Origin of the sequence: Kitasatospora sp. NPDC008115, from assembly GCF_042957205.1 — a bacterium.
GTDB lineage: Bacteria > Actinomycetota > Actinomycetes > Streptomycetales > Streptomycetaceae > Kitasatospora.
The window spans coordinates 70,437-96,852 of the sequence record NZ_JBIBHU010000013.1 but is presented as its reverse complement, the minus strand read 5'-3'; the positions used below and the strand labels follow the sequence as shown (position 1 = coordinate 96,852).

The following is a 26,416-nucleotide window of genomic DNA, read 5'->3' as shown; positions in this document are numbered from 1 at the left end:
ACACTGCACGTGCCAAGGAGCCTCGCCTTGTACCCGACGCGTCCCCGCAGCGCCCTGCGTACCGCCGTGGTGTGGGAGGTGGTGCGCGCCGCCCTGGAGAAGCGGGTGGCCGAGCTGGACCAGCCGGTGCTCGACGTGGTCGACACCGGCGGGGGCACCGGCAACTTCGCCGTGCCGGTGGCCCGGCTGGGCCACCGGGTCACGGTGGTCGACCCGAGCCCGGACGCGCTGTTCGCGCTGGAGCGGCGGGCCGCCGAGGCCGGCGTGACCGACCTGGTCCGCGCCGTGCAGGGCGACACCCAGACGCTCCCCGACCTGGTCGCGCCCGGCACCGTCGACGCGGTGCTCTGCCACGGCGTGCTGGAGGTCGTCGACGACCCGGCCGAGGCGCTCGGCAGCCTGGCCGGAACCCTGCGCCGGGGCGGTTTCGTGAGCCTGCTGGCCGCCAACCGCAACGGCGCCGTGCTGGCCCGGGCGCTCGGCGGTCACTTCGACGACGCCCGCGCGGTACTGGGCGCCAGCGACGGCCGCTGGGGCGCGAGCGACCCGATGCCGCGCCGCTTCACCGGCGAGGAGCTGGACCGGCTGGCGGCCGGGGCCGGGCTGCGGGTGGAGTCGGTGCACGGTGTGCGGGTCTTCGCCGACCTGGTGCCGGGCGTCCTGGTGGACACCGAGCCGGGCGCGCTGGACGCGCTGCTGAAGCTGGAGGAGGCCGCTGCCGGGCAGCCGGCCTTCCACGCGGTGGCGACCCAGCTTCACCTGCTGGCCACCCTCGGCTGACCGGACGGCCCACCGCCGGCCCACCCCCGTCCTACCGCCGTCCCACCGCCGTCCCACCGCCGTTCGCCGACGGACTTCCCGTCGTTCGCCGCCGGACCTTCGGCACTTCTCCCGCCCGTCTCCCCGCCTTCTCCCCGGGATCTCCCCAGGTCCGGGCCGATTCCAATGGATCGGGCACTTGTCCGCAGTCCGCCGCGTTGAGGTGGGTGCGGCGAGGAGCCGCCGAAGTGGCCGGGCCCACGCGTGGTCGACCGCTCCGCGAAGGGTCCGTGGACCGTATGATCTGGGTAAAGCCGGAAGCATGACCGCCGGACGCTCGGGGCATATGGACGACACGGGCCCGGGCCCCCGCACAGGCGTCCGACCGCGTGTTCTGAAGGCTGATTTGGACTTGCCACCCCGACCGGGGCGGCGGACCGGTCGCACCCGCGACCGACGAGTAGGAGGACTCCGTGCCGCTCTCGGAGCACGAGCAGCGACTGCTCGACCAGATGGAGCGAGCGCTGTATGCCGAAGATCCCAAATTCGCGACGGCGCTTGAGGGAACCGGCCTGCGCACCTACACCCGTCGACGGGTCTATCTGGCCATCGGCGGCTTCGTGGTCGGCATCGGCCTGCTGATGGGCGGCATGGTCGTCGACCAGATCTGGGTCAGCGTGGTGGGCTTCCTGGTGATGCTCGGGTGCGCCGTCTTCGCCGTGACGGGCTGGCGCCGCGGGCCCGCCGGACAGGCGCAGCGCCCCGGCGGCCAGGCCGCCGCTCCCCGCCGCAAGGCCGGGATGATGGACCGGGTCGAGCAGCGCTGGCAGCGTCGTCGCGACGAGCAGACCGGCGGATTCTGAGACCTCCCGCCCGTACCGGCGGACGGTACGGACGTGACGAGGGCGGGCAGTCCAACGACTGCCCGCCCTCGTCACGTCCTGCCGCTGTCAGGACTCCGCGCCGCCCCCGCCCCCGCCACGGCGGCGCCGCCGGGGCAGGACGCGGCGGACCGGTCCGGTGACCGCCCCGACCGTCCGCGCCACCCCGGCGCCGGTCCGCAGCCGGGCGGTCAGCAGCGCCTCCGAGATCCGCCACCGCAGCTGGGCGGAGGACGCCGGCAGCAGCACCGCCCTGATCCGTCCCCGCCGCCCGAGCCGAGCCCGCAGGCCGTCCCGGGCGGTCCGGACGTCCGCCGCCAGCGGTTCGCCGACCTGCGCGGAGCGGGCGTAGAGCACCCGTTCGGTGGCCAGCGCCACCCGCCCGACGGCGGCCGCCGAGGCCTCGTCCAGCTCGCCGGTCTCGACGATCCGGCGGGCGGCGGCGCGCGGGGTGCGGGACTCGTCCGGCGGGATGCCGAGGTCCCAGGCGGAGTTGGTCAGCTCGTCCCAGGCGGCCAGCACCTGGGCGTCGGTGAGCCCGCCCGGTCCCGGTCGGCCGGGGCGGCGCCGTCCGCCCGTGCCCAGCCGGCGCCGGCGCACCAGGGCGCGCCAGACCATCGGGGTGAGCAGCAGCCCCACCAGGAGCAGGGCGACGCCCGAGGCGCCCAGGGTCTTCCCGGAGGGCAGGCCGATGCCCTCGTCGGAGGCGGCCGCGGTGTCGCGCTCGTCCCCGCAGTCGCCGGTGCGGCGCAGCCTCGCGTCGCAGTCGGGGTCGGCGGACGGCGCCTGGGCCGTGGCGCCGGTCTCCGGCTTCGGGGCCGGCGCGGTGGTCGGCTGGGTGGCCGGGGCGGCGACCGGGTCCGAGTAGTCGGGCTGGACGCCGCGGTTCGGGGTGGGCTCGAAACGCAGCCAGCCGTAGCCCTCGAAGTACAGCTCGGGCCAGGCGTGGTACATCTCGTCGGTCACCGAGTAGAGGTTGCCGCCCTTGCTGTTGCCGGGGGTGAAGCCCAGCGCGACCCGGGAGGGGACGTCCAGGTAGCGGGCCATCACCGCCATGGTGGAGGCGAAGTGGACGCAGAAGCCGCGGCGGCGGGCCAGGAAGTCGGCCATCGCGTCGCCGCCGCTGTCGGACCTGGTGGTGGCGTCGTAGGTGAAGTCGGGGCCGGTGAACCAGTCGCGCAGCGCGTTCATCTTGTCGTACGGGGTCACCGCGTTCTTGGTGATGTCCAGCGCCGTCTGCTCGACCACCTCGGGCAGGTCGGACGGCACGTCGAGGTACTGCCGGGCGATCCGGTCGGGCGGCTTGGGCGCGCTGCGCAGCTCGCCGGCGGTGGGCTGGACCGTGAGCCCGGTGGCCGTGTACTTGAGCCCCTTGATCGCCTTGTCCTTGGCGGGGATCAGGCTGGCGGTGGCCGGGTCGAGCTGCCAGGCGCCGTTGTCGCGCACGTTGACGGTCCGGGCCGGGTAGGGGAGCGGCAGCCAGGCCTCCTCCAGCCGGTTGCCGATCACGACCTCGGTCTTGGCCTCGGGCACGTCGGTCGAGCCCAGGCCCTCGGGGGCGGGCATCGTGCCGGTGAACGGCACCGTGTTCGTCGAGCCGCGCTTCCAGGTCCTGCCGTCGAAGGAGTCCAGCGCCCCGGTGCGCAGATAGGTGGAGCCGGCGGACGGGTTCTCCGTCCAGTAGGTGAAGAGCTCGACGCGGCGGGGGTTGGGCAGGGTCCCGGTCAGGGCGACCAGCGGGTCGAGGCTGCTGGCGCCCGCGCCGCCGCCCCGGCCCGCGGCCGTGCCGGAGCCGGTGTGCAGCAGACCGGAGCCCCAGCGCGGCAGGAAGGCCGGCACCAGCAGGGCGAGCGCCAGGGCGACCACGCCGACCTGGCGGCCGCTCTGGCCGAGCGCGCCGAGTCCGCCGCCCTCGCCGCGGTCGGAGCCGCGGAAGATCCGTCCCCAGCGGGAGACCCGGTCCTGGCCCTCGGCGAAGAGCAGCACCAGGTAGCCGGCGGCGGCGGTGGCGAACCAGAGCCAGCTGCCCTGGTCGCCGGCCAGGCCGTTGCCGACCGAGTAGAGCGCGAGCAGCGGCAGGCCGGCCAGGGCGGAGCGGCGGTAGGTGACCGCGACGGTGTCCACCGCGACGGCGATCAGTCCGACCGAGCCGACCAGGATCAGCCGCAGGCCGGGGTTGGGCGGGGCGGGGATGGCGTAGTCGCGGACGTCGGTGAACCCCTGGCCGAGGACCCGGCCGAGGGTGCGGACGGACTCGGGGCCGGGCACGACGCCGCCGAAGACCGCCGAGGAGGAGGCGAAGCCGAGCAGCAGCACGACGAACAGCGCGGCGAACTGGCCGACCGGGACGGTCCACCGGTAGAACGGCGTGCGCCGCAGCCCGGCACCGACCGCCGCGACGACCGCCACCACCAGGAAGGCGTGGACGATCCAGCCCTTGGACGTCAGCAGCGGGGTCAGGCAGAGCGAGGCCAGGGCGGTGGCCAGCGCCGCGTAGACGGTCAGTTTGGCCCGGGTGGTCACGCGCCGGCCTCTTCTCGGTAGGGGGCGGGCGACTCGGCCCGGTCGGCGGCCCGCCACAGCTCGGGGACGGAGTCGCCGGCGCGGACGGTGAGCACCGTCCAGCCGGCCTCGCGCAGCCGGCGCGCCCGGTCGCGGAACTCCTCGCCGCCGGTGTCGGGGGCGAGCATCCGCAGGCCGGCCCAGGTGCCGGTGTCGAGCAGGAAGACGACGGCGCCACCGGTGCGGCTGCGCAGCCGGGCGAGCCGGGCGGTCTGCTCCTCGTCGAGTTCGCCGAGGACGGCCACCAGCAGGCCCTCGCCGCCGGCCCGCAGGGGCTCCTCGGCGCGGGAGAGCCCGGCCCCGTCGGAGAGGTCGACGACCGCGAGCGCGTCCAGGATGACGCCGGAGGTGTCGGCGGCGCTGTGGCCGCCGTCCCCCTCGGTCCCGGGCACGGCGTGGCCGGTGTCGGTGAGCAGGCGGGTCTGGTAGCCGCGCTCCAGCAGGTGCGCGGCCACGGAGGCGGCGCAGGCGACGGCCCACTCGAAGGAGGAGGCCGGACCGCTGCCGCGGTGGCCGGTCTCGCGGGTGTCCAGCAGGACGGTGGCGCGGGCCCTGCGGGGCTGCTCCTCGCGCCGGACCATCAGCTCGCCGTAGCGGGCGGTGGACTTCCAGTGCACCCGGCGCAGGTCGTCGCCGGCCCGGTACTCGCGCAGGATGACGTCGTCGTCGCCGGCCAGTGCGAGGGAGCGGGTGTGGCTCTCGCCCTGCCCGGCCCACTCGCCGCTGAGTCGCACGTACGGCAGCGCCAGCACCTGCGGAACGACGGTGAGCACGTCGGAGGCGGAGAAGGAACGGTTCAGCTCGCACATCCCGAACGGGTCGGAGAGCCGCAGCTGGAGCGGGCCGAGCGGGTAGCGGCCGCGCAGGTCGGAGCGGACCCGGTAGGAGACCTCGCGGTGGCCGCGCGGCTCGACCCGGTCCAGGACGAACCGCGGGCGCGGCCCGAGCACGTAGGGGACCTTGTCCTCCAGCAGCAGCACGCCGGTGGGGACCCGCGAGACGTTGTCCACCCGCAGGTGCACCCGGGCCTCCTGGCCGGCCACCGCGCGGTGCGGGGTGAGCCGGCGTCCGCTGGCGACCCGGTAGCGGGTGTTGGCCAGCATCAGGGCGGCGGCCAGCGGAAGGATCGCGAGCAGCACACCGACGCGCAGCAGCGCGTCCTGGCCGAGCAGGTACGCGCAGACCACGGCGGTCAGCCCGGCGGCGAGGAAGGAGCGGCCCCGGGTGGTGAGGCCGCGCAGGCCGGCGCGCAGGCCCGACGGTTCGTCGGACGGGCCCACCCTCAGCCCCTCCGGACGGCCGTGCCGCCCTGCTGCGGGCGCGGCAGCGGCAGGCGGGCGACCAGGTCGGCGACGATCTGCTCGGCGGTGCGGCGGCTGAGCTGGGTCTCGGCGGTGGGCATCAGGCGGTGGGCGAGCACCGGGACGGCGAGGCGCTGGACGTCGTCCGGGGTGACGTAGTCGCGGCCGTCCAGGGCGGCGGCGGCGCGGGCGGCGCGGACCAGGTGCAGGGTGGCGCGCGGCGAGGCGCCGAGCCGCAGTTCGTGGCTGTTGCGGGTGGCGGCGACCAGGTCGACGGCGTAGCGGCGGACCGGGTCGGCGACGTGCACGGTGCGGACCAGGTCGATCAGCTTGAGGATGTCGGCGGCGTGCGCGACCGGCTGGAGGTCGTCCAGCGGGCTGGCGCCGGCGTGCACGTCGAGCATCGCGAACTCGGCCTCGGGGCTGGGGTAGCCCATCGAGATCCGGGCCATGAAGCGGTCCCGCTGGGCCTCCGGGAGGGGGTAGGTGCCCTCCATCTCGACCGGGTTCTGGGTGGCGACCACCATGAACGGCGAGGGCAGCTCGTAGCTGGTGCCGTCGATGGTGACCTGGCGCTCCTCCATCGACTCCAGCAGCGCGGACTGGGTCTTGGGCGAGGCCCGGTTGATCTCGTCGCCGACCACGATCTGGGCGAAGATCGCGCCGGGGCGGAACTCGAAGTCGCGCTGCTGCTGGTCGAAGATGTTGGTGCCGGTGACGTCCGAGGGCAGCAGGTCGGGGGTGAACTGGATGCGCCGCACGGTGCAGTCGACGGACCGGGCGAGCGCCTTGGCCAGCATGGTCTTGCCGACGCCGGGCACGTCCTCCAGCAGCAGGTGGCCCTCGGCGAGCAGCACGGTCAGGGCGATCCGGACGGCCTCGGGCTTGCCCTCGATCACGCTCTCGATGTTGGCCCGGATCCGGTCGACGACGGCGGCGAGTTCCGGCAGGCCGACCGGGGCGTAGCCCGTCGCCTCCTGGCCGCCTCCCGCACGACCGTTGAGACCGGCCTGATCGCTGTAGCTCGTCACCCGTTCGCTCCCTGGCACACCACGACCGGCTCCGTCCGAGCCCGGCCCCACCCCATGCTGGACGCGGCCCCTCCGGGTGCGGTTCCGCGTGCGGGAGCCGGGTGCCGGGGGACGGCCTGCGGCTGGCCGCCCCAGGTGGTTCGAGGTCAGACCGGCAGGCGCATTCTCCCCCCTGCGGAGGCCAGAAGTCACCACTTGGAAGGGCCGCGCAGGTCGGAGGGGGCCCGGGAACGCCCGGCGGGGCCCGGACGGCGCTGGCCGGGCCGGTCGGGCGGGTGGGGGTCAGCCGATCTCGCGCAGCAGGCCGGTGTGGACGTCGAACACGAAGCCGCGCACGTCGTCGGTGTGGAGCAGGAAGGGAGAGGTGCGGACCCGCTGCATCGACTGCCGGACATCGCTGTCCAGGTCGACGAAGGCCTCGACCGCCCACTGCGGGCGCTGGCCGACCTCCACCTCCAGTTCGCGGCGGAAGTCCTCGGTGAGGCCGAGCAGGCCGCAGCCGGTGTGGTGGATCAGCGCGATCGAGCGGGTGCCCAGGGCGCGCTGGCTGATGGTGAGCGAGCGGATGGTGTCGTCGGTGACCACGCCGCCCGCGTTGCGGATGACATGGGCGTCGCCGAGTTCGAGGCCGAGCGCGGCGAACAGGTCGAGACGGGCGTCCATACAGGCCACCACGGCGATCCTCTGCACCGGGCGGGCGTCCATGCCGCCGTCGCGGAAGGTCACCGCGTACTCGCGGTTGGCCGCCACGAAGCGGTCGATGATGGCCGGTGTGGCGGAGTCGGCAGCGGCGGTCGGCGTGGGCCGGTCGGGGGTCACTGTCATGGTGAAGACGTTAGTGCGATTTCCGCGTTCATGGTGGGGCTGATTGCTACAGAGCGGGCACCTGTGACCGAAGGCATATCCACAACGCCCGGACGGCGCTCCGTCGGCCGACCGGGTGGTGCGCCGGGCCCCTGGCATGTGCCACGAGCACCGTCGCGACCTGCGGTGATCCGTACCGCCGCCCGGGTGGTGCGCCGGAGCGGGCCATTGACTGACGGGGCGTGCGCGATAGAGTTGCGGCGCAGTGGAGCACACCTGCCGGGGCCCGTCAACCGGGCCTTTCCGGCCGTGCGGTGACCGACGCGGCCCGTGGCCTCCACCCGCTCTCCGTGCCACCTGGCGCACCTTCCCCGGCGCCGGGCGGTCACGACCTTCCCCATGAGCGGGCGGGGACCACGGGCCGCGCGGCCCGGCCCGTGCGACGGCTCCGCGGCCTGGTGGGTCAGAATGGTCGGAGCTTCCCGGACGTCGGGCGGCTTTCGCACCGAGGAAGGGCGCCACAGCGCATGACCACCAATGAGCCGGCACCCAAGCACGTCCCGGTGATGCTGCAGCGGTGCATGGACGCGCTGGCCCCGGCGATCTCCCGGCCCGGCGCGGTGGTGGTGGACGCCACCCTCGGACTCGGCGGTCACAGCGAGGCGCTGCTCACCCAGTTCCCGGACGTCCGGCTGATCGCGGTGGACCGCGACCCGGCGGCGCTGCGGCTCTCCGGCGAGCGGCTGGCCCGTTTCGGTGACCGGGCCACCCTGGTGCACGCCGTCTACGACGAGATCCCCGAGGTGCTGGAGCGCCTGGACGTCCCCGCGGTCGACGGCGTGCTGTTCGACCTCGGCGTCTCCTCGATGCAGCTGGACGAGGCCGACCGCGGCTTCGCCTACGCCCAGGACGCGCCGCTGGACATGCGGATGGACCAGACCCGGGGGATCAGCGCGGCCGAGGTGCTGAACACCTACAGCCACGGCGAGCTGGCCCGGATCCTCAAGCTGTACGGCGAGGAGCGGTTCGCCGGCAAGATCGCCTCGGTCATCGTCCGGGAGCGCGAGAAGGAACCGTTCACCACCAGCGCGCGTCTGGTCGATTTGGTCCGCAACGCCATCCCGGCCGCCACCCGCCGCACCGGCGGGAACCCGGCCAAGCGGACCTTCCAGGCGCTGCGGATCGAGGTCAACGGTGAGCTGGAGGTCCTGGACCGGGCGATCCCCGGGGCGCTGGACGTGCTGGCGCTCGGCGGTCGGATCGTCGTGATGTCGTACCAGTCGTTGGAAGACCGCCTGGTCAAGCAGTACCTCGCGGCCGGGGCGACCACCACCGCCCCGCCGGGGCTGCCGTTCATCCCCGAGGAGCACCAGCCCTGGCTGAAGCTGATCACTCGCGGTGCCGAGCTGGCCACGGAGGAGGAGATCGAGGAGAACCGGCGCGCCGCGCCCGTGCGGCTGCGGGTGGCGGAGAGGATCAGGGACCGAAGCACCCGGGGCTGACCGGCACCGGGACGGTCCGAAGGGCGGAGGAAAGACAGTGGGGCCGGTGGCCGGAGGCGGGGCGGGGAGCCGATTGCTCCCCGGGCAGAGCGGCAGGGCGCGGATCACCGTGCGCCCGGGCCGGCCGGTGCGGGGGCGGACGCCCTTCGCGGTGCTGGTGGTGCTGTTGCTCGGGGCCGGACTGCTCGGGCTGCTGGCGCTGAACACCGCGCTCAACGAGGGCTCCTTCGAGCTGTCCCGGCTCCAGCGGCAGACCACCGTGCTGACCGATGAGCAGCAGGGGCTGCAGCACCAGATCGACCAGAACTCCGCACCGGACGCGCTGGCCCGCCGGGCCGCCGAGCTTGGCATGGTGCCGGCCGGCGGGATGGCCTTCCTCGACCTGCCGAACGGCGGCGCGGTGGTCGGCACGCCCAAGGCGGCCCAGGACAGCCCGCCGGTGAAACGGTCCACCGCGGAACCGTGGCCCGGGAAGCAGCCCGCGCCGGGCGCCCAGCCGAGCGGTCAGCCGACCGCGCAGCCCGCCCCGGGCGCGCCGGCCGCGGGCACCGGCACCCCGGCCGCCCCGCCGCCGTCCGCCGCCGCCGTCCCGCCGCCCACCGCCGCCTCGCCGACCGGCCCGGTGTCGGGCGGCGACATCACCGTCCAGGTCAACCCGGGCCCGGCGCAGCCGCAGCCGTCGCCGCACGCGGGCGGGGGTGCCGGCCGATGAGCACCCCCCGCCAGCCCTCCGGCGGCGGCGCCGACGGCCGCCGCCCGGTCAAGGGCGCCGCGCCTCGTCCGGCCGCCCCGCGCGGGCAGTCCGCCGGCCGCGCCCCCAGCCCCAAGGCGCAGAGCCCCAAGCAGCAGAACCCCCGGGCGCAGAGCCCCAGGCCGCAAGGGTCCAAGGCGCAGCCCGCCAAGCCGGCGCCCGCCAAGGGCCAGGGCGCCCGCGGCCAGGCCCCGAGGGAGCAGTCCGACCGGCCCCGCCCCCCGCGCGCCCCGCAGCAGCGCCGCCCCGACGGCCGCCTCCCGGCCCCCCGGCCGCGCCCGCAGCGCCGTCCGCCGGCCCGTCGGCCCGCCTCCCGGGGGATCCGGCTGGCCGACCCGCGCCGCCGGCTGCGGGTGATCACCATCGTGCTCTCGGTGGTGTTCTCGATCTTCGCCGGCCGGCTGGTCCAGCTCCAGCTGCTGGACTCCGACGCGCTGGCCGCCGACGCCAACACCAACCGCTACCTGAACATCCCGATCACCGCCGAGCGCGGCTCGATAACGTCCTCCGACGGCGTCGCCCTGGCCGCCACCGTCGACGCCTACGACATCACCGCCGACCCGGCGATGTTCACCCCCGAGGCGACCGGTCTGCCCGACGCCCCCGAGCAGGCCGCGGCGCTGCTGGCGCCGATCCTCGGGCTGCCCAAGGAGAAGATCGCCGCCGACCTGCACACCCCCAAGACCCGCTACAAGCGGCTGGCCGCCCAGCAGACCCCGGACGTCAAGAACCAGATCAGCGACCTCAAGTCCGGCCTGGAGAAGCAGGCCGGCTCGCGGGCCTGCCAGGCCCAGAAGCGGCTGCTGAACAAGCCCGCCGAGGAGGGCGGGCGCACCCGGCTGGACAACGAGTGCGTCAACCCGCTGGCCGGCGTCTTCAACCGGGACACCCAGAAGCGGGTCTACCCGTCCGACGGGCTGGCCGCCAACCTGGTCGGCTTCGTCAACGCCGAGGGCGAGGGCGCCGGCGGGCTGGAGCAGCAGTACCAGAAGCTGCTGGCCGGCAAGGACGGCCACAGCAGCTACGCCCAGGCCGGCGGCCGGCTGGTGCCCACCGCGGGCGGCTCGCTGGAGCCCGCCGTGCCCGGCACCGACCTGCGGCTGACCATCAACCGGGACATCCAGTGGGCCGCCCAGCGGGCCATCACCGACCAGGTCTCCAACGCCGGGGCGGAGAAGGGCTACGTGATCGTCCAGGACACCCGCAACGGCCAGGTGCTGGCGATGGCCACCTCGCCCGGCTTCAACCCGAACGACCTGAGCACCGCCAAGAACTCGCAGCTCGGCAACCCCGCCCTCCAGGACGCCTACGAGCCCGGCTCCACCGCCAAGCTGATGACCATGGCGGCCGTCCTGGACACCGGCAAGGCGGCCTGGGACACCAAGGTCACCGTGCCGTACCCGCTGGTCCGCGGCGACGTGGCGTTCAAGGACGACATCGAGCACGACACCTGGTACCTCACCCTGGCCGGCGTGCTCGCCAAGTCCTCCAACATCGGCACCATCCTGGCCGCCCAGACCCTCGGCGCCACCCAGCCCGAGGCCAACCAGGTGCTCCACGACTACCTGCGCAGGTTCGGCATCGGCCAGCAGACCGGCCTCGGCTTCCCCGGCGAGACCGCCGGCCTGCTCGACAAGCCGGAGGACTGGAAGGCGTCCAAGCAGTACACGATCCCGTTCGGCCAGGGCCTGTCGGTCAACGCGCTGCAGGCGACCTCGGTGTTCTCGACCATCGCCAACGGCGGGGTCCGGGTGGCGCCCAGCGTCGTCCAGGGCACCACCGCGCCGGACGGCAAGTACAGCGCGGCCCCGGCGTCCGAGCAGTCCCGGGTGGTCAGCGAGCAGACCGCCAAGACCCTCACCGAGATGCTGGAGTCGGTCGTCTCCGACGAGCAGGGCACCGGCGGCAAGGCGGCGATCCCGGGCTACCGGGTCGCCGGCAAGACCGGCACCGCCAACCGGGTGGACCCGAACGGCGGCGGCTACCGCGGCTACACGGCCTCCTTCATCGGCTTCGCCCCGGCCGACCAGCCCCGGGTCACCGTCTCCTGCGTGATCCAGGACCCGGTCAACGGCCACTTCGGCGGCCAGCTGTGCGGCCCGGTGTTCAAGCAGGTGATGGAGTTCACCCTCAAGACCCTCCAGGTCCCGCCGAGCGGCAGCGAGGCGCCCAACCTGCCCGTCGAGTGGAAGCCGTGATCGACCATGAGCAACGACCTGGCGGGTGCGGCCGCCGGTGCGGAAAAGGCCCGGTTTGGCCCTGGACGCCCTTCGGCGGATAGCCTCTCCGCCGTGCCGAAACCCGATCAAATCACCGTGAGCCCGCCCCGCCCCGCCCGGACCGGCGCCAGGCCGCTCGCCGAGGTCGCCCGCCTGCTGGGCATCGACCCCGTCGAGGGACCCGAGGTCACCGGGGTCACCCACAACGCCCGCGAGGTCCGCCCCGGCGACGTGTACGTGGCGTTCCCGGGCGCCAACCACCACGGCGCGGCCTTCGCCGGGCAGGCCGCCGCGGCCGGCGCGGTCGCGGTGCTCACCGACCCGGCCGGCGCCGAGCTGGCGGCCGGCACCGGCCTGCCGCTGCTGGTGGTCGACCGGCCCCGGGCCCGGATGGGCGAGCTCGCGGCCGCCGTCTACGACCGGCCGTCCGAGCGGCTGCTGATGATCGGGCTCACCGGCACCAACGGCAAGACCACCACCTCCTACCTGGTCGAGGGCGGCCTGCGCGGCGCCGGCCGCCACCCCGGTGTGATCGGCACCGTCGAGATGCGGGTCGGCGACGAGCGGATCAAGAGCGAGCGGACCACCCCCGAGGCCACCGACCTGCACGCGATCCTCGCCGTGATGGGCGAGCGCGGCGCGGACGCGGTGACCATGGAGGTCTCCAGCCACGCCCTGGTCTACGGCCGCACCGACGGCGTGGTCTACGACGTCGCGCTGTTCAACAACCTGACCCCCGAGCACCTCGACTTCCACCCGGACATGGAGGACTACTTCCAGGCGAAGGCCCGGCTCTTCCAGCCCGGCAAGTCCCGGGCCGGCGTGATCAACCTGGACGACGCCTACGGCCGCCGGCTCGCCGCCGAGGCGAAGATCCCGGTCGCCACCTTCTCCGCCACCGGCGCCCCGGAGGCGGACTGGCGCGCGGTGGACGTGCAGCTCGGCCCGGTCGGCTCGACCTTCCGGGTGCTCGGCCCGGACGGCGCCGAGGCGGACGCCGCCGTCCCGCTGCCCGGCCCGTTCAACGTCGCCAACGCGCTGGCCGCGATCGTCCTGCTGGCCTGCGCCGGGCTCCCGCTGGAGCGGGCCGTGGCCGGGGTCGCGGCCGTCCCCGGCGTGCCCGGCCGGCTGGAGCGGGTGGACGCCGGACAGCCGTACGTCGCGGTGGTCGACTACGCCCACAAGCCGGACGCCCTGGAGGCCGTCCTCGGCTCGCTGCGCGAGGTCACCAAGGGCCGGCTGCACGTGGTGGTCGGCTGCGGCGGCGACCGTGACCCGCACAAGCGCGCCCCGATGGGCGGCATCGCCGCCCGGCTCGCCGACACCGCCGTGCTGACCAGCGACAACCCCCGCAGCGAGGACCCGCTGGCGATCCTCGCCACGATGCTGAACGGCGCCGCCGCGGTGCCCGAGGCCGAGCGCGGCGCCGTCCTGGTCGTACCCGACCGCGCCGAGGCGATCGAACTGGCGGTCGCCCGCGCCCAGGCCGGCGACACCGTGCTGGTGGCCGGCAAGGGCCATGAGCTCGGCCAGTACGTACGAGACGAGATCCGCCCCTTCGACGACCGGGAGGTGCTGCGCGAATCCATCGCGCGGACCACGGCCGCCCGGGGCACCGGAGGAGTAGAGCAGCCGTGATCGCACTGACCCTCGCCGAGGTGGCCGCCGCAGTCGGGGGAACCCTGGCCGGCGCCGACCCCGACGCCCTGGTGACCGCCCCGGTCGAGGTCGACTCCCGCAAGGTCCGCCCCGGCGGCCTGTTCGCGGCCTTCGTCGGCGAGCACGTGGACGGCCACGACTACGCGGCCACCGCGGTCGGGGCCGGCGCCGTCGCGGTGCTGGCCTCCCGCCCGGTCGGCGTGCCCGCGGTGCTGGTCGACAGCGTGGTGGACGCCCTCGGCAAGCTCGCCCGCACCGTCGTGGGCCGCTCCGACGCCGCCGTGGTCGCGCTGACCGGCTCGGCCGGCAAGACCAGCACCAAGGACCTCATCGCCCAGCTGCTGGAGCGCCTGGGCGACACCGTCTACCCGCCCGGCTCGCTCAACAACGAGATCGGCCACCCGATGACCGCCCTGCGGGTCGAGGACGCCACCCGGCACCTGGTGCTGGAGATGGGGGCCCGGCACAAGGGCGACATCGAGTACCTCACCTCGATCACCCCGCCCCGGATCGGCCTGGTGCTCAACGTCGGCACCGCGCACGTCGGCGAGTTCGGCTCCCAGGAGGCGATCGCCGAGGCCAAGGGCGAACTCGTCGAGGCGCTGCCCGCCGACGGCGCGGCGATCCTCAACGCCGACGACCGGCTGGTGCGCGCGATGGCCTCGCGGACCAGGGCCCGGGTGGTGTTCTTCGGCGAGTCCGCGGATGCCGACGTCCGGGCACAGGACGTTCGCCTGGACTCCACCGGACGGCCATCCTTCACGCTGAGCACCCCGGCCGGTTCCGCACCCGTGCAGCTGCGCCTGTACGGTGAGCACCACGTCTCGAACGCCCTCGCCGCCGCCGCGGTGGCGATGGAGCTCGGGATGACCGTCGACGACACCGCCGAAGCGCTGAGCCAGGCGGGTGCGCTGTCCCGCTGGCGCATGGAGGTCGTCGACCGGGCCGATGGTGTCACCGTCGTCAACGACGCCTACAACGCGAACCCCGACTCGATGCGGGCCGCGCTGCGGGCGCTGATCTCGATGGGGGGGCGCGGCCCGGAGCGCCGCCGCACCTGGGCGGTGCTCGGCGAGATGCGGGAGCTCGGCGAGGACAGCCTGGCCGAGCACGACGCCATCGGGCGGCTCGCCGTCCGGCTGGACGTCACCAAGCTGGTGGCGGTCGGCGGACGCGAGGCGGCCTGCATGGAACTGGGCGCTAGGAACGAAGGTTCGTGGGGTGAGGAGTCGGTGCTGGTGTCCGACGCGGACGCGGCGGTCGAACTGCTGCGCAGTCAGCTGCGGCCGGGGGATGTGGTGCTGGTGAAGGCCTCCCGTTCGGTGGGGCTGGAGAAGGTGGCCGAGGCCCTCCTCGCGGACGGTGCGGCCGAGTAATGAAGCAGATCCTCTTCTCCGGCATGATCGGCCTGATCCTGTCGCTGGTCGGCACCCCCGCGCTGATCAAGCTCCTCGCCCGGCAGGGCTACGGCCAGTACATCCGCGACGACGGCCCCAAGGCGCACCACAGCAAGAAGGGCACGCCCACGATGGGCGGCATCGCCTTCATCCTGGCGACCCTGGTGGCCTACTTCGCGACCAAGGCGATAACGGGCGAGAGCCCGACCGCCTCCGGCCTGCTGGTGCTGTTCCTGACCACCGGTCTGGGCCTGGTCGGCTTCCTCGACGACTACATCAAGGTCGTCAAGCGCCGCTCGCTGGGCCTGCGGGCCAAGGCCAAGCTGGCCGGCCAGTCCATCGTCGGCCTCGCCTTCGCCGTGCTGGCCCTGCAGTTCCCCGACAACGCCGGCCGCCGCCCGGCCTCCGAGCACCTGTCCTTCGTCCGGGACTTCGAGTGGGCGATCGGCCCGGTGCTGTTCGTCATCTTCGCGTACTTCCTGATCGCCGCCGCCTCCAACGGCGTCAACCTGACGGACGGTCTGGACGGCCTGGCCACCGGCGCCTCGGTGATGGCCTTCGGCGCCTACACCTTCATCGGCGTCTGGGAGTACGGCCAGAGCTGCGCCTACGTGGCCTCGGCCACCTCCAACTGCTACGACGTCCGCGACCCGCTGGACCTCGCGGTGGTCGCGGCGGCCCTGATGGGCTCCTGCTTCGGCTTCCTCTGGTGGAACACCTCGCCCGCCAAGATCTTCATGGGCGACACCGGCTCGCTGGCCCTCGGCGGCGCGCTGGCCGGTCTGGCGATCTGCTCGCGCACCGAGATCCTGCTCGTCCTGCTGGGCGGCCTCTTCGTGATCATCACCCTCTCGGTGATCATCCAGGTCGGCTCGTTCCGGATGACCGGCAAGCGCGTCTTCAAGATGGCGCCGCTGCAGCACCACTTCGAACTCAAGGGCTGGAGCGAGGTCCTGGTCGTGGTCCGGTTCTGGATCATCCAGGGCCTGTGCGTGGCCGTCGGCCTCGGCCTCTTCTACGCGGGATGGGTGACCGGATGACCGCCCCCGAACCGACCGGCCCGGACTGGGCCGGACTCCCGGTCGCGGTCGCCGGGCTCGGCGTCTCCGGCATCAGCGCCGCCCGCGTCCTGCACGGCCTCGGCGCGCGCGTCACCGTCGTGGACGGCGGCTCCGGCGAGGGCCTGCGGGCCCGGGCCGCCGAGCTGGAGGCGCAGGGCGTCACCGTCCGCCTCGGCGACGGCGCCACCCTGCCCGAGGGCACCCGCCTGGTCGTCACCTCGCCCGGCTGGCCGCCGAGCAGCCCGCTGTTCGCCGCCGCCGCCGAGGCCGGCGTCGAGGTCTGGGGCGACGTCGAGCTGGCCTGGCGGCTGCGCCGGCCGCTGCCCGCCACCGGCGAGCCCGCCCCTTGGCTGGCCGTCACCGGCACCAACGGCAAGACCACCACCGTCCAGATGCTCGCCTCGATCCTGACCGCCGCCGGCCGGCGCACCGCCGCCGTCGGCAACGTCGGGGTCTCGGTGCTGGACGCGGTGCTCGCCGAGGAGCCCTACGACGTGCTCGCCGTCGAGCTCTCCAGCTACCAGCTGCACTGGGCGCCCTCGCTGCGCCCGTACGCGGCGGCCGTGCTCAACCTGGCGCCCGACCACCTCGACTGGCACGGCTCGATGGAGGCGTACGCCGCCGACAAGGGCCGGATCTACGAGGGCAACGTCGTCGCCTGCGTGTACAACCTGGCCGACCCGGCCACCGAGGCGCTGGTCCGCGAGGCGGACGTCGAGGAGGGCTGCCGGGCGATCGGCTTCGGCCTCGGCGCGCCCGGCCCGTCGAACTTCGGCGTGGTCGACGGCCTGCTGGTGGACCGGGCCTTCGTGCCCGACCGGGCCAAGAACGCCGCCGAGCTGGGCTCGGTCGAGGACGTGAACCCCCCGGCGCCCCACAACATCACCAACGCCCTCGCGGCCGCCGCGCTGGCCCGCGCCTACGGCGTGGAGCCGAAGGCCGTCCGGGAGGGCCTGCGGGCCTTCCGGCCGGACGCGCACCGGATCGCCGAGGTCGCCGTGGTCGGCGGCGTCACGTACGTCGACGACTCCAAGGCGACCAACACCCACGCCGCCGCGGCCTCGCTCGCCGCGTACCGGCCGATCGTCTGGATCGCCGGCGGCCTGGCCAAGGGCGCGACCTTCGACGACCTGGTCCAGGGCGCGGCCGAGCGGCTGCGCGGCGCCGTGCTGATCGGCGAGGACCGCGCGCTGATCCGCGAGGCGCTGGCGCGACACGCGCCGGATGTCCCGGTGATCGAGGCGGCCGAGGGCCAGACTGGCGCGGTGGCGATGACCGAGGCGGTCCGCGCGGCTGTGTCACTCGCCCGAACGGGTGACACGGTGCTGCTGGCCCCGGCCTGCGCCTCGATGGACATGTTCACCAACTACGGCGAGCGCGGCGACCTCTTCGCCGCGGCCGTCCGGGAGCTGGCGGACCAGTAGGGGACAGGGACGGGCTCCGGCCCTGAGGCACGAAAAGGGGAGCGGAGCGTGGCCGGGAGCGGCAGGGTGGGTGGTTCGAGCGCGCCGGAGAAGGGGCGCCCGGCCGGGTCCTTGCGGGTGATCTCGGCCACCACCACCGCCTACAAGTCGGCCGGTCCGGTGGCCCGTCTGCAGGCCTTCCGGGCCCGCGTGCGGTACGCCCTGGACCGGCCGCTCACCCCCTACCTGCTGATCGCCGGCACCGCGCTGCTGCTGGTCGTGCTCGGGCTGATGATGGTCTTCTCGGCCTCGCAGATCCTCGCGCTGGGCCAGCACCGCTCCACCCAGTTCTACTTCTACAAGCAGCTGCTCGCGGTGGTGCTCGGCCTCGCGCTGCTGCTCGGCTTCGCCCTGGTGCCGGTGGCCGTGCTGCGGGTGATCGTCTACCCGGTGATGCTGGTGGTGATCGGCGCCATGGTGCTGGTCGCGATCCCGGGCATCGGCATGGAGGTCAACGGCAACCGGAACTGGCTGGATTTCGGCGTGTTCCAGTTCCAGCCGTCGGAGTTCGCCAAGCTCGCCCTGGTGCTCTGGGGCGCCGACCTGCTCGCCCGCAAGCAGAAGGCCGGCACCCTCGACCAGTGGAAGCACCTGCTGGTCCCGCTGGTGCCGGGCACCCTGCTGCTGCTCGCGCTGATCATGCTCGGCGGCGACATGGGCACCTCGATGATCCTGGTGGCGATGCTCTTCGGCCTGCTCTGGATGGTCGGCGCGCCGCTGCGGCTGTTCGTCGCCACCCTCGGCGTGGCCGTCGTGGTCTGCACCGCGCTGGTGGTCACCGTCCCGCACCGCGCCGAGCGGCTCTCCTGCATCGGCGTGACCGAGCTCGACCCGGCCGGCGCCTGCTTCCAGGCCCTGCACGGCGTCTACTCGTTCGGCCTCGGCGGCCTGTTCGGCTCCGGACTCGGTGCCGGCGTGGAGAAGTGGGGCCAGCTCCCGGAGGCGCACACCGACTTCATCTTCGCCACCACCGGCGAGGAACTGGGCCTGGTGGGGACGCTGTCGGTGATCGGTCTCTTCGCGGCACTAGGCTACGCGGGTATCCGTGTGGCCATCGGCACGAAGGATCCCTTCGTCAGGTACGCCGCGGGAGCCGCCACCACCTGGATCATGGCGCAGGCCGTGATCAACCTGGGGTCGGCGCTGGGACTGCTGCCCATCGCGGGCGTCCCGCTCCCGCTGTTCTCCTACGGCGGTTCCGCCATGCTGTCGGCCATGTCCGCGATCGGGGTGCTGCTCTGCCTGGCACGCAGCAGCTCGGGCGCGAAGGCGGCCCTGGCCGCCCGGAGCAAGAACTCCCGGATCAGGAAGCAGCTGGCCCGGGTGCTGCCACGACGACGAACCACAGCGCGCCCGGCCAGCGGGCCGGCACGCAGGGAGCGGTGAATTTCGGTGCATGTCGTACTCGCCGGCGGGGGGACCGCCGGTCACATCGAGCCGGCCATGGCCCTCGCGGACGCCCTCCGCAGGCATGACCCGTCCGTCGGGATCACCGCCCTCGGCACCGAGCGCGGCCTGGAGACCCGGCTGGTCCCCGAGCGCGGCTACCAGCTGGAGCTGATCCCGGCCGTCCCGCTGCCCCGCAAGCCCACCCCCGAGCTGATCACCGTCCCGGGCCGGCTGCGCGGCACCGTCCGGGCCGCCCAGGAGATCATCGAGCGGGTCAAGGCGGACGCCGTGGTCGGCTTCGGCGGCTACGTCGCGATGCCCGCCTACCTGGCCGCCAAGCGGGCCGGGGTGCCGATCGTGGTGCACGAGGCCAACGCCCGGCCCGGCCTGGCCAACAAGATCGGCGCCCGGTACAGCGACTTCGTCGCCGTCTCCACGCCGGACAGCAAGCTGCGCGACTCCCGGTACATCGGCATCCCGCTGCGCCGGACCATCGCGACGCTGGACCGCAGCGCGGCCCGCCCGGAGGCCCGGCACTACTTCGGCCTCGACCAGCGGCTGCCCACCCTGCTGGTCTCCGGCGGCTCGCAGGGCGCCCGCCGGCTGAACGAGACGATCGCCACGATCGCCCCCCGGCTCCAGCAGTACGGGGTGCAGATCCTGCACGCGGTCGGCCCGAAGAACGAGCTGCCGCAGGTCGACGAGATCCCCGGGATGCCGCCGTACCGCCCGGTGCCGTACCTGGACCGGATGGACCTCGCCTACGCGGCGGCCGACATGATGCTCTGCCGGGCCGGCGCCATGACGGTGGCCGAGCTGGCCGCGGTCGGGCTGCCCGCCGCGTTCGTGCCGCTGCCGATCGGCAACGGCGAGCAGCGGCTGAACGCCCAGCCGATGGTCAAGGCCGGCGGCGGGCTGCTGGTCGACGACGCCGAGCTGAGCCCGGACTGGGTGCTGCAGAACGTGCTGCCGGTGCTCACCGACCCGCAGCGGCTGTGGGACATGAGCCGGGCCGCCGCCGAGTTCGGCCGCCGGGACGCCGACGACCTGCTGGTCGGCATGGTCTACGAGGCCATCGAGGCCGCCCGGGGCGGCCGCCGTCGTGGCTGACGCCCGGCCCGCCGATCCCCTCGACGAGGAGTTCGAGGCCGAGGAGTACGCTCCTCGGCTCCGGCTCTCCCGGCGGGGGGTGGTGGTGCTGGGCGCCCTGTCCGCGGTGCTCCTCGGCGTTCTCTCCTGGCTGGTGTTCTTCTCCTCGGTGCTCGAAGTGCGTTCGGTCTCGGTGCAGGGGATGCGGGACGACCGGCTGACGGCCGACGAGGTCCGCTCGGCGATCGGCGGGGTCGGTTCCGGCCCGCTGGCCCGGGTGGACCTCGACGAGGCCCGCCGGAGGGTCGAGGCGATACCCCGGGTGGCGAAGGCGGAGGTCTGGCGGGGCTGGCCGAACACCCTGCGGGTGAAGGTCACCCAGCGCACGGCGGTCGCCGTCGTCAAGGGCGAGGACGGGCTGTTCACCCAGGTCGACGCGGGCGGCGTGAGCTTCGCCACCGAGGAGGGCCCCCTGGAGGGCGTGCCGGTGGTGGAGCTGAAGCCGAGCCAGCAGGCCCTGGACGTCGAGTCGGTGATCGGCCGTGGGCAGCTGGTGCAGGGCGCGGTGGCGGTGGCCGCCGGTCTGCCGGAGGACGTCCGGCAGCGGGCCGGATCCGTCCTCGTGTATTCGTACGACGACATCCGGCTACAGCTCAGCGGGGGTTCGACGGTGCGCTGGGGGAGTCCCGAGCAGACCGATCGAAAAGCCCGGGTGCTGGTGGCGCTGCTGAATCAGAAGGGTACGAACTTCGACGTGAGTGCCCCTGACTCGCCTGCGGTGTCCGGATGATCCGGTAGGTTTCTTCAGGCAGGGCGGGCTTGACGCGGTTTCGCGTCGGGCCGACCCTGGGTGGTCACCCCGGTTTCATTCGCCGGTCGATGATCACATAGGCTCAAAAGAAAAAGGGAAGCTCGGCGTGTTCGTTGAAACACGTGGCCGGAGCCACCTAGTGTCCTGTGTCACCAGACTGTGTTCACTGGTGATGTGACAGAGGCACAGCACTAACCCTAAAGGTCAAGTTTAGGGTTGGGGTCGGCGGTCGGCATTTCGGACATTAAGTCAGAAACCAGGCTCCCTACCCATCGACATCCGTCGGTTCGGCCCCATCGGGTAGCGAACCGACCCGGAAATTCGAGGCGAGAGGCCTTCGACGTGGCAGCACCGCAGAACTACCTCGCAGTCATCAAGGTCGTCGGCATCGGCGGCGGTGGTGTCAACGCCATCAACCGGATGATCGAGGTCGGTCTCAAGGGCGTCGAGTTCATCGCGATCAACACCGATGCGCAGGCCCTCCTCATGAGCGACGCCGACGTCAAGCTCGATGTGGGCCGTGAACTCACCCGGGGCCTCGGCGCCGGCGCCAACCCCGAGGTCGGCCGGAAGGCCGCCGAGGACCACCGCGAGGAGATCGAGGAGGTCCTCAAGGGGGCCGACATGGTCTTCGTCACCGCCGGTGAGGGCGGCGGCACCGGCACGGGCGGCGCGCCGGTCGTCGCCAACATCGCCCGCTCGCTGGGCGCGCTCACCATCGGCGTGGTCACCCGCCCGTTCACCTTCGAGGGCCGGCGCCGCGCCAACCAGGCAGAGGACGGCATCGCCTCCCTGCGCGAAGAGGTCGACACCCTCATCGTGATCCCCAACGACCGGCTGCTGTCCATCTCGGACCGCCAGGTCAGCGTGCTGGACGCGTTCCGCTCGGCCGACCAGGTGCTGCTCTCCGGTGTCCAGGGCATCACCGACCTGATCACCACCCCCGGTCTGATCAACCTCGACTTCGCCGACGTCAAGTCCGTCATGTCGGACGCCGGCTCGGCGCTCATGGGCATCGGCTCGGCCCGCGGTGAGGACCGCGCCAAGGCCGCCGCCGTGATGGCGATCTCCTCGCCGCTGCTGGAGGCCTCGATCGACGGCGCCCGCGGCGTGCTGCTCTCCATCTCCGGCGGCTCCGACCTCGGCCTGTTCGAGATCAACGAGTCCGCCCAGCTGGTCAGCGAGGCGGCCCACCCCGAGGCCAACATCATCTTCGGCGCCGTCATCGACGACGCCCTCGGCGACGAGGTCCGGGTCACCGTCATCGCGGCCGGCTTCGACGGCGGGCAGCCGCCGGCCATCGTCCGCGAGCCGGTGGTCAAGGCGAGCGCGGCCTCGGCCACCCCGTCGGCCGGCTCGTCCGGCGGCGGCAGCGCTCCCGAGCGCCCGGCCGGCCGCCCCTCGTACGGCGGCATCGGCTCGGTGACCTCCCGTCCGGAGGGTGAGGGCGCCGCCCCCGCCCGCCCGGCCGAGGCCCCGGCCACCGCGACCGCCGCCCCGGTGCCGCCGCAGGTGCAGCCGGCCCGCCAGCCGTTCGTGGAGAGCCCGGCCGAGGAACTCGACGTCCCGGATTTCCTTAAGTGATCGACCACGCGGTCCGCGACGGTGCTCACTTCGCCTTCACCACCCGGTGGGGCGGGGTGAGCACTTCGCCGTACGGGGAGCTGAACCTCGGCGGCGCGGTGGGGGACGACCCGGCGGCCGTCCGGGAGAACCGGGCGATCGCGGCCCGCGCGCTCGGCCTCGACCCGGCCGACGTGGTCTGGATGAACCAGGTGCACGGCGCCGACGTGGCCGTGGTGACCGAGCGGCAGCCGGCCGGGCAGGCCCCGACCGTGGACGCGGTGGTCACCGACCGGCCGCTGGCGCTGGCGGTGCTGACCGCCGACTGCACGCCGGTGCTGCTGGCCGACCCGGTCGCGGGCGTGGTCGGCGCCGCCCACGTCGGACGGCCCGGCCTCGCCGCCGGGGTGGTCCCGGCGGTGGTCGCGGCGATGGTGGAACTCGGCGCCGAGCCCGGGCGGATCACCGCCGCCACCGGGCCCGCCGTCTGCGGCCGCTGCTACGAGGTGCCCGCGCCGCTGCGCGCCGAGGTCGCCGGCCTGGTGCCCGCCGCCCACGCGCAGACCTCCTGGGGGACCCCGGCGCTGGACGTGCCGGAGGGAGTCGCGGCCCAGCTGGCCGCCGCGGGCGTCACCGGGCTGGTGCGGTCACCGGTCTGCACCCTCGAATCCGCCGATCACTACTCCTACCGCCGCGAGCAGCGCACGGGCCGGCTCGCGAGCTACGTCTGGTTGGGCTCTGAAGACTGATGACGAACGACATCTACGGACCGTTCCCGAGCGACTCCGACCGGTTTCCGGACAAGGACTGGCTGGACGCGCTGACGGACGGTCAGCGAGCCCGCTACGAGGAACTGGGCACCAACCTGGAGGTCGTCGAGCGCCGGATCGCCGACGCCTGCGCCGCCGCCGGGCGGGCGCGCGACGAGGTCCGGCTGATCGTGGTCACCAAGACCTACCCGGCGCAGGACACCGCGCTGCTGGCCGGGCTGGGCGTCACCGACGTCGCGGAGAACCGCGACCAGGACGCCGCGCCCAAGGCGGAGCAGTGCAGAAACCTTCCTCTTACCTGGCACTTCGTCGGCCAGTTGCAGACCAACAAGGTCCGCTCGGTCGTCCGCTACGCCGACCACGTCCACTCGGTGGACCGGCCGCGGCTGGTGGAGTCGCTCGGCGCGGCGGTGCGCAAGGCCGGGCGCGCCGACCTCGGCTGCCTGGTCCAGATCGCGCTGGACAAGGAGCACGGTGAGGGCGAGCACCGCGCCGGGGTCGCCCCCGCGGACGTCGCCGCGCTGACCGACGCGATCGCCGACACGCCCGGGCTGCGCCTGGACGGTGTGATGACGGTCGCTCCGCTCGCCGGACCGCTGGCCGGCGACCCGGTCGCGGCCTTCGATCGGCTGGCGGAAATCGCAACCGCCGTACGGACCGCCCATCCGGCTGCCACCATGGTGTCGGCAGGGATGAGCGGTGACCTTGAGCAGGCCATTGCCGCCGGAGCGACACATGTGCGCGTCGGAACGGCGGTACTCGGAGTGCGGTCACCCCTCGGGTAACGTCACCGGGTAGTAGATCAGACTGCAGGACAAAATAGGACAGAAGCTAGCAGCTTATCTGAGCGCTAGCCAACCGTGGATCGCAGCTCCGCGGCCCTCAACCACGAACTTTGACCGGCCGTCGGCCTGACGGAGCGTCGTGGGCGGACCGCGGAGATCCGCAGGCGGGGCCGCTCGGCCCGGCCGCCGGGACGGAGCCGGTCCACCACAAGCGGAGGAGACAGGAGCATGGCCGGCGCGATGCGCAAGATGGCGGTCTACCTCGGCCTCGTGGAGGACGAGACGTACGACGGCCAGGGGTACGACCCCGACGACGACTACGACGCGGACCCCGAGCCGATCCGGACCGGACGGACCGAGGACATCCCCCGGCCGGCCGCGCCGGTGCCCGCGCCGGTCTCCTCGATCGCCCCGCAGCCGGTGCCGGCCGCCGTCCCGATCCGCCAGGAGACCCCGAGGATGGCCCCAGTGTCGTCCATCACACCCGAACGCCGCCACAACCTGGAGAAGAGCGCCCCGGTGATCATGCCCAAGGTCGTGAACGAACGAGAGCCCTACCGCATCACCACGCTGCACCCGAGGACCTACAACGAGGCCCGTACCATCGGCGAACAGTTCCGTGGCGGTACCCCCGTGATCATGAATCTCACGGAGATGGACGACACCGACGCGAAGCGACTCGTAGACTTCGCCGCTGGACTCGTCTTCGGTCTGCACGGCAGTATCGAGCGCGTGACGCAGAAGGTGTTCCTGCTGTCGCCTGCTAACGTCGATGTCACGGCGGAGGACAAGGCTCGGATCGCCGAGGGTGGGTTCTTCAACCAGAGCTGACCCGGCCACGACTTTACGTGTGGATCTGATCGACAGTGAGTTAGCGACAGGAGAGCGGCCCCCAGGGCCGAGAACAGGGGAGAGGGAAGCGCGATGGAGATCGTGTGGGCAGTGCTCTACTACGCACTGACCGTCTTCCTGGTGTTCCTGCTCGTGCGGTTGGTGATGGACTGGGTCTTCCAGTTCGCACGTTCGTGGCGACCGGGCAAGGCCATGGTTCTGGTCCTGGAGGCCACGTACACTGTCACGGATCCGCCGCTCAAGCTTCTGCGGCGGTTCATTCCGCCGCTGCGTCTCGGGGGCGTGGCGCTCGACCTGTCCTTCTTCGTACTGATGATCATTGTGTATGTCCTGATCTCGCTTGTGCGGCCCTAGTCGTAGGTGAGCGATGCGACAGGATGCCGGTGTGCCGACGATCACGTTGAGGTGAAGAGATGCCATTGACCCCCGAGGACGTTCGGAACAAGCAGTTCACGACCGTCCGCCTGCGCGAAGGCTATGACGAGGACGAGGTCGATGCCTTCCTCGACGAGGTCGAGGCGGAGCTGACCCGTCTCCTCCGCGAGAACGAGGACCTGCGGGCCAAGCTGGCCGCCGCGACCCGGGCCGCCGCGCAGAACCAGGCCAACATGCGCAAGGAGCCGCCGCAGGACGCCCGGCCCGGCGCCCCGGTGCCGGCCGCCATATCCGGCCCGCCGGTCCCCGGCCAGCAGGGCGGCCCCGGTGGCCCGCAGCAGCAGATGGGCCCGGGCGGTCCGCAGCAGCAGATGGGTCCCGGCCCGCAGCAGCAGCAGATGGGCAACCAGCCGCTCGGCCTGCCGTCCGGCGCCCCGCAGCTCCCCGCCGGCCAGGGCGGCCCGATGGGCGGCCCCGGCGGCCCGCAGCAGCAGATGGGCCAGACCATGGGCGGCCAGCAGCAGCTGGTCCAGCCGATGGGCGGTCAGATGCTGCAGCCGATGGGCGGCCCCGGCGGCCCGCAGGGCATGGGCAACCCCATGGGCCAGGGCATGGGCCAGCAGCAGATGCAGCAGATGGGCGGCCCCATGGGCGGCCCGCAGCAGATGCAGCAGATGGGCGCCCCGATGCAGCAGCAGGGCCCCGGCGGCGACAGCGCCGCCCGCGTTCTGGCGCTCGCCCAGCAGACCGCCGACCAGGCGATCTCCGAGGCGCGCTCCGAGGCCAACAAGATCGTCGGCGAGGCCCGCAGCCGCGCCGAGGGTCTGGAGCGGGACGCCCGCGCCAAGGCCGACGCGCTGGAGCGGGACGCCCAGGAGAAGCACCGGGTCGCGATGGGCTCGCTGGAGTCCGCCCGCGCCACGCTGGAGCGCAAGGTCGAGGACCTGCGGGCGTTCGAGCGTGAGTACCGGACGCGCCTGAAGTCCTACCTGGAGACCCAGCTGCGCCAGCTGGAGTCGCAGGCGGACGACTCGCTCGCCCCGCCGCGGATCCCGGCCACCGCTTCCCTGCCGCCGGCCGCGTCGTCGATGGCTCCGGCCGGCGCCGGTGCGATGAGCAGCCCGTCGCCGAGCTTCGGCGGCAGCCAGCCGTCGTTCGGCGGGAACCAGCCCTCCTTCGGCGGGCAGAGCTCCTTCGGCGGGAACTCGGGCGCACCGGGCTTCGGTGCGCAGGCCTCGGGCGGGAACTCGGGTGCGCCGCAGATGCAGCCGGCCGGGATGACCCAGCCGATGGCGGCGGTGCGGCCGCAGCCGCCGCAGCCGATGCAGCAGGCTCCGGCGCCGATGCGGGGCTTCCTGATCGACGAGGACGGCGACAACTAGGCGCGCTGTT

At 73.5% G+C, this 26,416-nt stretch carries 22 protein-coding genes; 18 read left to right on the top strand and 4 right to left on the bottom strand.

Features of this window, described 5'->3' with window-relative positions; all coding sequences use genetic code 11:
- Window positions 1-27: 27 nt before the first annotated feature.
- Together ACFZBX_RS18265 and ACFZBX_RS18260 are read left to right on the top strand one after the other, a co-directional pair.
- The gene (locus tag ACFZBX_RS18265) at window positions 28-780 is read left to right on the top strand and encodes a methyltransferase domain-containing protein (protein WP_391534756.1); all 753 of its coding nucleotides are present in this window, start codon (window positions 28-30) and stop codon (window positions 778-780) included.
- A gap of 452 nt (window positions 781-1,232) precedes the next feature.
- Window positions 1,233-1,622, top strand: coding sequence for a DUF3040 domain-containing protein (locus ACFZBX_RS18260; RefSeq protein ID WP_344344599.1), 390 nt, complete (start codon window positions 1,233-1,235; stop codon window positions 1,620-1,622).
- An 87-nt stretch (window positions 1,623-1,709) separates the two neighbouring features.
- Here ACFZBX_RS18260 and ACFZBX_RS18255 read toward each other — a convergent pair whose 3' ends face one another.
- From ACFZBX_RS18255 to ACFZBX_RS18240, 4 genes are all read right to left on the bottom strand, one after another.
- Window positions 1,710-4,163 (bottom strand): DUF3488 and transglutaminase-like domain-containing protein, encoded by a 2,454-nt coding sequence (locus ACFZBX_RS18255; protein WP_391534755.1) that lies wholly within the window; start codon window positions 4,161-4,163, stop codon window positions 1,710-1,712.
- Entirely contained in the window at window positions 4,160-5,482 is a 1,323-nt protein-coding gene (locus ACFZBX_RS18250; protein ID WP_391534754.1) for a DUF58 domain-containing protein, read from the bottom strand. Before ACFZBX_RS18250 ends, ACFZBX_RS18255 begins: the two co-directional genes overlap by 4 nt.
- Window positions 5,483-5,484: 2 nt before the next feature.
- Window positions 5,485-6,534 carry an AAA family ATPase gene (locus tag ACFZBX_RS18245; protein ID WP_391534753.1) on the bottom strand — a complete coding sequence of 350 codons (1,050 nt, stop codon included), beginning with the start codon at window positions 6,532-6,534 and terminating at the stop codon, window positions 5,485-5,487.
- Window positions 6,535-6,816: 282 nt separating this feature from the next.
- Entirely contained in the window at window positions 6,817-7,359 is a 543-nt protein-coding gene (locus ACFZBX_RS18240; RefSeq protein ID WP_391534752.1) for a beta-class carbonic anhydrase, read from the bottom strand.
- A gap of 506 nt (window positions 7,360-7,865) precedes the next feature.
- Here ACFZBX_RS18240 and rsmH point away from each other — a divergent pair.
- The 16 genes from rsmH to ACFZBX_RS18160 all read left to right on the top strand — a co-directional run bounded on the left by rsmH (window position 7,866) and on the right by ACFZBX_RS18160 (window position 26,406).
- Window positions 7,866-8,840 carry a 16S rRNA (cytosine(1402)-N(4))-methyltransferase RsmH gene (gene rsmH / locus ACFZBX_RS18235; protein WP_391534751.1) on the top strand — a complete coding sequence of 325 codons (975 nt, stop codon included), beginning with the start codon at window positions 7,866-7,868 and terminating at the stop codon, window positions 8,838-8,840.
- Between the two features lie 73 nt (window positions 8,841-8,913).
- Complete coding sequence (locus tag ACFZBX_RS18230) at window positions 8,914-9,552, top strand: cell division protein FtsL (protein WP_391534750.1); 639 nt, start codon at window positions 8,914-8,916, stop codon at window positions 9,550-9,552.
- Entirely contained in the window at window positions 9,549-11,789 is a 2,241-nt protein-coding gene (locus tag ACFZBX_RS18225; RefSeq protein WP_391534749.1) for a penicillin-binding transpeptidase domain-containing protein, read from the top strand. The genes ACFZBX_RS18230 and ACFZBX_RS18225 overlap by 4 nt, the downstream gene beginning before the upstream one ends.
- Before the next feature lie 6 nt (window positions 11,790-11,795).
- Window positions 11,796-13,448 (top strand): UDP-N-acetylmuramoyl-L-alanyl-D-glutamate--2,6-diaminopimelate ligase, encoded by a 1,653-nt coding sequence (locus ACFZBX_RS18220; RefSeq protein ID WP_391534748.1) that lies wholly within the window; start codon window positions 11,796-11,798, stop codon window positions 13,446-13,448.
- Window positions 13,445-14,845, top strand: coding sequence for a UDP-N-acetylmuramoyl-tripeptide--D-alanyl-D-alanine ligase (gene murF, locus ACFZBX_RS18215; RefSeq protein WP_391534747.1), 1,401 nt, complete (start codon window positions 13,445-13,447; stop codon window positions 14,843-14,845). The genes ACFZBX_RS18220 and murF overlap by 4 nt, the downstream gene beginning before the upstream one ends.
- Window positions 14,845-15,906, top strand: a complete 1,062-nt coding sequence (gene mraY, locus ACFZBX_RS18210; protein WP_380759925.1) for a phospho-N-acetylmuramoyl-pentapeptide-transferase — start codon at window positions 14,845-14,847, stop codon at window positions 15,904-15,906. The genes murF and mraY overlap by 1 nt, the downstream gene beginning before the upstream one ends.
- The gene (gene murD, locus ACFZBX_RS18205; protein WP_391534746.1) at window positions 15,903-17,351 is read left to right on the top strand and encodes a UDP-N-acetylmuramoyl-L-alanine--D-glutamate ligase; all 1,449 of its coding nucleotides are present in this window, start codon (window positions 15,903-15,905) and stop codon (window positions 17,349-17,351) included. The genes mraY and murD overlap by 4 nt, the downstream gene beginning before the upstream one ends.
- Window positions 17,352-17,399: 48 nt before the next feature.
- Window positions 17,400-18,776 (top strand): putative lipid II flippase FtsW, encoded by a 1,377-nt coding sequence (gene ftsW, locus ACFZBX_RS18200; RefSeq protein WP_391534745.1) that lies wholly within the window; start codon window positions 17,400-17,402, stop codon window positions 18,774-18,776.
- Between the two features lie 6 nt (window positions 18,777-18,782).
- On the top strand, window positions 18,783-19,889 hold the full coding sequence (gene murG / locus ACFZBX_RS18195) for an undecaprenyldiphospho-muramoylpentapeptide beta-N-acetylglucosaminyltransferase (RefSeq protein WP_391534744.1): 1,107 nt from the start codon (window positions 18,783-18,785) through the stop codon (window positions 19,887-19,889).
- Entirely contained in the window at window positions 19,882-20,658 is a 777-nt protein-coding gene (locus tag ACFZBX_RS18190; RefSeq protein ID WP_391534743.1) for a cell division protein FtsQ/DivIB, read from the top strand. The genes murG and ACFZBX_RS18190 overlap by 8 nt, the downstream gene beginning before the upstream one ends.
- Before the next feature lie 363 nt (window positions 20,659-21,021).
- Window positions 21,022-22,263, top strand: coding sequence for a cell division protein FtsZ (gene ftsZ / locus ACFZBX_RS18185; RefSeq protein ID WP_391534742.1), 1,242 nt, complete (start codon window positions 21,022-21,024; stop codon window positions 22,261-22,263).
- A complete protein-coding gene (gene pgeF / locus ACFZBX_RS18180; protein WP_391534741.1) occupies window positions 22,260-22,991 on the top strand; it encodes a peptidoglycan editing factor PgeF in 732 nt (243 codons plus the stop codon). The genes ftsZ and pgeF overlap by 4 nt, the downstream gene beginning before the upstream one ends.
- Window positions 22,991-23,797 (top strand): YggS family pyridoxal phosphate-dependent enzyme, encoded by an 807-nt coding sequence (locus ACFZBX_RS18175; protein ID WP_391534740.1) that lies wholly within the window; start codon window positions 22,991-22,993, stop codon window positions 23,795-23,797. The genes pgeF and ACFZBX_RS18175 overlap by 1 nt, the downstream gene beginning before the upstream one ends.
- Window positions 23,798-24,025: 228 nt before the next feature.
- Window positions 24,026-24,628, top strand: a complete 603-nt coding sequence (locus tag ACFZBX_RS18170) for a cell division protein SepF (protein WP_380284732.1) — start codon at window positions 24,026-24,028, stop codon at window positions 24,626-24,628.
- Between the two features lie 93 nt (window positions 24,629-24,721).
- Window positions 24,722-25,003: a YggT family protein gene (locus tag ACFZBX_RS18165; RefSeq protein WP_030301231.1), complete on the top strand. Its 282-nt coding sequence runs from the start codon at window positions 24,722-24,724 to the stop codon at window positions 25,001-25,003.
- 59 nt (window positions 25,004-25,062) lie between these two features.
- Window positions 25,063-26,406, top strand: a complete 1,344-nt coding sequence (locus ACFZBX_RS18160; protein ID WP_391534739.1) for a DivIVA domain-containing protein — start codon at window positions 25,063-25,065, stop codon at window positions 26,404-26,406.
- Window positions 26,407-26,416 lie beyond the last annotated feature (10 nt).

Excerpts from the sequence above, each read along its gene's own strand:
- mraY (WP_380759925.1), top strand. The coding sequence starts at position 14,845 with ATGAAGCAGATCCTCTTCTCCGGCATGATCGGCCTGATCCTGTCGCTG.
- ACFZBX_RS18240 (WP_391534752.1), bottom strand. The coding sequence starts at position 7,359 with ATGACAGTGACCCCCGACCGGCCCACGCCGACCGCCGCTGCCGACTCC.
- ACFZBX_RS18225 (WP_391534749.1), top strand. The coding sequence starts at position 9,549 with ATGAGCACCCCCCGCCAGCCCTCCGGCGGCGGCGCCGACGGCCGCCGC.
- ACFZBX_RS18175 (WP_391534740.1), top strand. The coding sequence starts at position 22,991 with ATGACGAACGACATCTACGGACCGTTCCCGAGCGACTCCGACCGGTTT.
- ACFZBX_RS18220 (WP_391534748.1), top strand. The coding sequence starts at position 11,796 with ATGAGCAACGACCTGGCGGGTGCGGCCGCCGGTGCGGAAAAGGCCCGG.
- ACFZBX_RS18170 (WP_380284732.1), top strand. The coding sequence starts at position 24,026 with ATGGCCGGCGCGATGCGCAAGATGGCGGTCTACCTCGGCCTCGTGGAG.
- ACFZBX_RS18160 (WP_391534739.1), top strand. The coding sequence starts at position 25,063 with ATGCCATTGACCCCCGAGGACGTTCGGAACAAGCAGTTCACGACCGTC.
- ACFZBX_RS18165 (WP_030301231.1), top strand. The coding sequence starts at position 24,722 with ATGGAGATCGTGTGGGCAGTGCTCTACTACGCACTGACCGTCTTCCTG.
- rsmH (WP_391534751.1), top strand. The coding sequence starts at position 7,866 with ATGACCACCAATGAGCCGGCACCCAAGCACGTCCCGGTGATGCTGCAG.
- murD (WP_391534746.1), top strand. The coding sequence starts at position 15,903 with ATGACCGCCCCCGAACCGACCGGCCCGGACTGGGCCGGACTCCCGGTC.